Here is a 4,064-nt window from a genome sequence, read left to right as displayed (position 1 = left end):
CCGCCCTGTTCCAGGAAGCTCTGGACGTCGACGAGGTCATCGCCCAGCTGCTGGTCACCGAAGGCTTCGCCACGGTCGAGGACGTCGCCTACGTCGACGCCTCGGAGATCGCGGCCATCGAAGGCTTCGACGAGGACACCGGCGAGGAGATCCAGGCGCGGGCTCGCGACTGGCTCGACAAGGAAGCGGCCGAGTACGACGCCAAGCGCCGCGAACTGGGCGTCGAGGACGGCCTGCTGGAGATCGAAGGCATCACCCTGCCGATGGCCGTCGCGCTCGGCGAGAACGACGTCAAAACCGTCGAGGATCTGGCCGGCCTGGTGCCGGACGACCTGCGCGGCTGGTTCGAGAGCAAGGGCGGCGAGCGGGTTCGCGAGCCGGGCATTCTCGAGGCCTTCGGCCTCGACGCCGCCGACGCCGAACTCCTGATCATGCGCGCCCGCGTGGTCATGGGCTGGGTCGACCCCTCCGAAGTGGAGCCGGCCGCCGAGGCCGAGCCGGAACTCGAGGGCGAGCCCGGGCTCGAGCCCGACCCCGAGAACGTAGCGGCCGCCGAAATGCTCGGCGAGGCGCGGGACGCCTAGAGAGGACCAGCCGCGGTGCGCGGGTCCTCCCTCAGCCTACTCTCTCCCTCCAGCGCATGGAGGGAGAGGTCATGAGCACCCACGCGCAGGCCCATCGCGAGCGCCGCGACATCGTCTCCGGCGAGGTGATGGACGAGGACCGTCTGATCCGCTTCGTCGCCGGGCCGGACGGCGTCGTCGTGCCGGACCTGGCCCGCAAGCTGCCGGGGCGCGGGATCTGGGTCGCCGCCGACCGGGCCTCGGTCGAGCAGGCGGTGAAGAAGAACGCCTTCTCCCGCTCGGCCAAGACCAAGCTCGCCCCGCCGCCCGACCTGGCCGACCAGGTGGAAACGCTGTTGACGCGCCGGCTTCTCGACGGCCTTGGGCTTGCACGGCGCGCCGGCGTCCTTATCTCCGGGTTCGAGAAGACGGCCGCCGCCATCACGAGCGGCCGGGCGCGCTGGCTGGTCGAAGCGACCGACGGCGCCGAGGACGGCCGGCGAAAGCTGCTCGCCCTGACTCGCAGGGCTCCGCAAGCCCCCGAACTGTTCGGCGTCTTCACTTCCGAGCAATTGGGTTTGGCCTTGGGGCTGGAGAATGTGATACACACCGCCTTCCTTGCGGGGCGCGTAGCCGAGCGCTGGACAGCAGATGTCCGGCGCCTTTCGGGCTTCCGTCCGCTCCTTCCTGCGAGTTGGCGCGAGGAGCCGGTCACGGGCGATGGAGCTTAGGCTCCGTGGCCCAAGAGCCATTTCAAGACGTGGGGCCGGATCTGCCGGCCGCTGAGTAAAGCGAGCGCATGAGCGACGAGAACAACAACGGCCGACCTGGCGGACGCCCGCCCCTGACCCTCAAGCCCCGCGGTGCGGGGTCGGTCAGCGCAGGCACCGTGAAGCAGAGCTTCAGCCATGGCCGTTCCAAGACCGTGGTCGTGGAGACCAAGCGCCCGCGCACCCATGCCCCGCCGGGCGGCAATCTGGCCGGCCCGTCGCAGGCCGAGCGCCGGGTGTTCGAGCCGAACCGTCCCGCGCCGTCCGGGCCGCAGGGCGGCGCGCCGCGCGGTTCCGCCGGCGATGGCTCGGGCCTGTCGGCCGACGAGCAACGCGCCCGCCAGCGGGCCATCGAACTGGCCCGCGAGCAGCAGGCCCGCCAGGCCGCCGAGCGCAAGGCGCGTGAGGAGCGCGCCCGCGCCGAAGCCGAGGCCGCCGCCGCCCAGGCGCGCGCAGCGGCCCAGGCCGCCGCACCGCCGCCGGCCGCCGCTGCTCCAGCCGCGCCTGCCGCCGAGGCGCCCGCACCGGCTGCGCCCGCCGCGCCCGCACCCCAGGCGCCCAGCGCGCCCCAGGCTCAAGCGCCTGCCGCCCCCTCAGCGGCTCGCCCCGCCCAGGGCGGCCAGACCCGCACCTATGCGCCTTCGCCCGATCGCCGGGACGACCGGCCGAGCACCACCACCTACCGGCCCGAGCGGTCGGAGCGGCCGTCGGCCCGCTTCGAAGGCGCCAGCTTCAACCAGCGCGCGCCGCGCCAGGACGACGGCTTCCAACGCCGGCCCGACGACCGCGGCCCGCGCCCGGCCGGCGACCGTCCGCAAGGCCCGCGGCCCACTGGCGATCGCCCGCAAGGCGGCCGCCCCGGTCAGCCCGCCGGCACCGTCCGCTACTCGGCGCTGGCGCCGCGTCCGGCCCCCGGCGCCGCGCCGCGCCCCGGCGGTCCCCGGCCGCCGCGCGTCGGCGCCGCGGCCCCGCCGGCCACGCCCGAGATCCAGCGCGCCACCCGCCAGGCGCCGCGCCCTGGCGCCGCCAACCTCGACCGCCGTCCCGACGATGACGACGACGCCCGCCGCCGCGCCAACGCCCCCAAGGCGATCAGCCGCGTCAAGGGCGCGCCGCAGCGCCGCGAAGGCCGCCTGACCATCCAGGCGGTGGCCGGCGACGACGAGGGGGCGGTCGAACGGATGCGCTCCCTGGCCTCGGTCCGCCGTGCCCGCGAACGCGAACGCGAAAAGCGCAAGGGCGGCAGCCAGGAGCAGGTCCGCGCGGCCCGCGAAGTGGTCATCCCCGACGTCATCACGGTCAGCGAGCTGGCCAACCGGATGGCGATCCGCGGCGTCGAGATCATCAAGTTCCTGATGCGTCAGGGTGTGATGCTGAAGATCAACGACGTCATCGACAACGACACCGCCGAGCTGGTGGCGACCGAGTTCGGCCACACCGTGCGCCGCGTCTCCGAAGCCGACGTCGAAGCCGGCTTTATCGGCGCCGAGGACGTGGACGACCATCTGCTGCCGCGTCCGCCGGTCGTGACCGTCATGGGCCACGTCGACCACGGCAAGACCAGCCTGCTGGACGCCCTGCGTTCCACCGACGTGGTGTCGGCCGAGCACGGCGGCATCACCCAGCACATCGGCGCCTACCAGGTTCGCCTGGAAGGCGGCGAGCGGGTGACGTTCCTTGACACCCCCGGCCACGCGGCCTTCTCGGCCATGCGGGCCCGGGGCGCCAACGCCACCGACATCGTCATCCTGGTGGTGGCGGCCGACGACGGCGTGATGCCCCAGACCGTGGAAGCCATCCAGCACGCCAAGGCGGCCGGCGCGCCGATCATCGTGGCGATCAACAAGATCGACAAACCGGACGCCGATCCGACCCGGGTTATCAACGAGCTGCTGCAGCACGAGATCGTCGTGGAAAGCCTCGGCGGCGAGACCCAGGCGATCCAGGTCTCGGCCCTCGAGAAGATGGGCTTGGACGAGCTGATCGAGGCCATCCTGCTGCAGGCCGAGCTGCTCGACCTGAAGGCCAATCCGGACCGGACCGCCGACGGCATCGTCATCGAAGCCAAGCTCGACCGCGGCCGCGGCGCGGTTTCGACCGTGCTGGTCAAGCGCGGCACCCTGAAGCGCGGCGACATCGTGGTGGCCGGCGCCAACTTCGGCCGCGTCCGCGCGCTCCTCAACGAGCGAGGCGAGCAGCTGGACGAGGCCGGTCCCTCGACCCCGGTGGAGATCCTCGGCCTGGACGGCACGCCCGATCCCGGCGAGCCCTTCGCGGTGGTGGAGAACGACGCCCGCGCCCGCGAGCTGACCGAGTACCGGACCCGCCTGAAGCGCGAAAAGGCCGGCGCGCCGGTCCAGGGCGCCTCGCTGGCCGACATGATGGCCAAGCTGGCGGACAAGAAGGTCTCCGAGCTGCCGGTGATCATCAAGGCCGACGTGCAAGGCTCGGCCGAGGCGATCGTCGGCTCGCTGGACAAGCTGGGCACCGACGAGGTCCGGGCGCGGATCATCCTGTCGGGCGCCGGCGCGATCAGCGAAAGCGACGTGATGCTGGCCAAGGGCGCCGGCTCGCCGATCCTCGGCTTCAACGTCCGCGCCTCCAAGCAGGCGCGGGAGCTGGCCGAGCGCGAGGGCGTGGAGATCCGCTACTACGCGATCATCTACGACCTGATCGACGACATCAAAGGCGTGCTCTCGGGCATGCTGGCGCCGATCCAGCGCGAGACCTT

The 4,064-nt window shown here is 72.7% G+C and carries 3 protein-coding genes; all 3 read left to right on the top strand.

Going from position 1 to position 4,064, the window contains the following annotated elements:
• The coding region (locus tag VHK87_RS00340; RefSeq protein WP_329632910.1) for a helix-hairpin-helix domain-containing protein at positions 1–584 on the top strand (584 nt) is incomplete at its 5' end.
• Between the two features lie 71 nt (positions 585–655).
• Positions 656–1,294: an RNA-binding protein gene (locus tag VHK87_RS00335; protein ID WP_329632909.1), complete on the top strand. Its 639-nt coding sequence runs from the start codon at positions 656–658 to the stop codon at positions 1,292–1,294.
• Positions 1,295–1,362: 68 nt separating this feature from the next.
• Positions 1,363–4,064: translation initiation factor IF-2 (gene infB, locus VHK87_RS00330; RefSeq protein WP_329632908.1), on the top strand; the 2,702-nt coding region annotated here is incomplete at its 3' end.

It is taken from the genome of Phenylobacterium sp., assembly GCF_036263695.1.
In the GTDB taxonomy this organism is placed as follows: Bacteria; Pseudomonadota; Alphaproteobacteria; order Caulobacterales; family Caulobacteraceae; genus Phenylobacterium.
The sequence above is the reverse complement of the archived record's forward strand: the minus strand, read 5'-3'. Positions and strand labels throughout refer to the sequence as shown.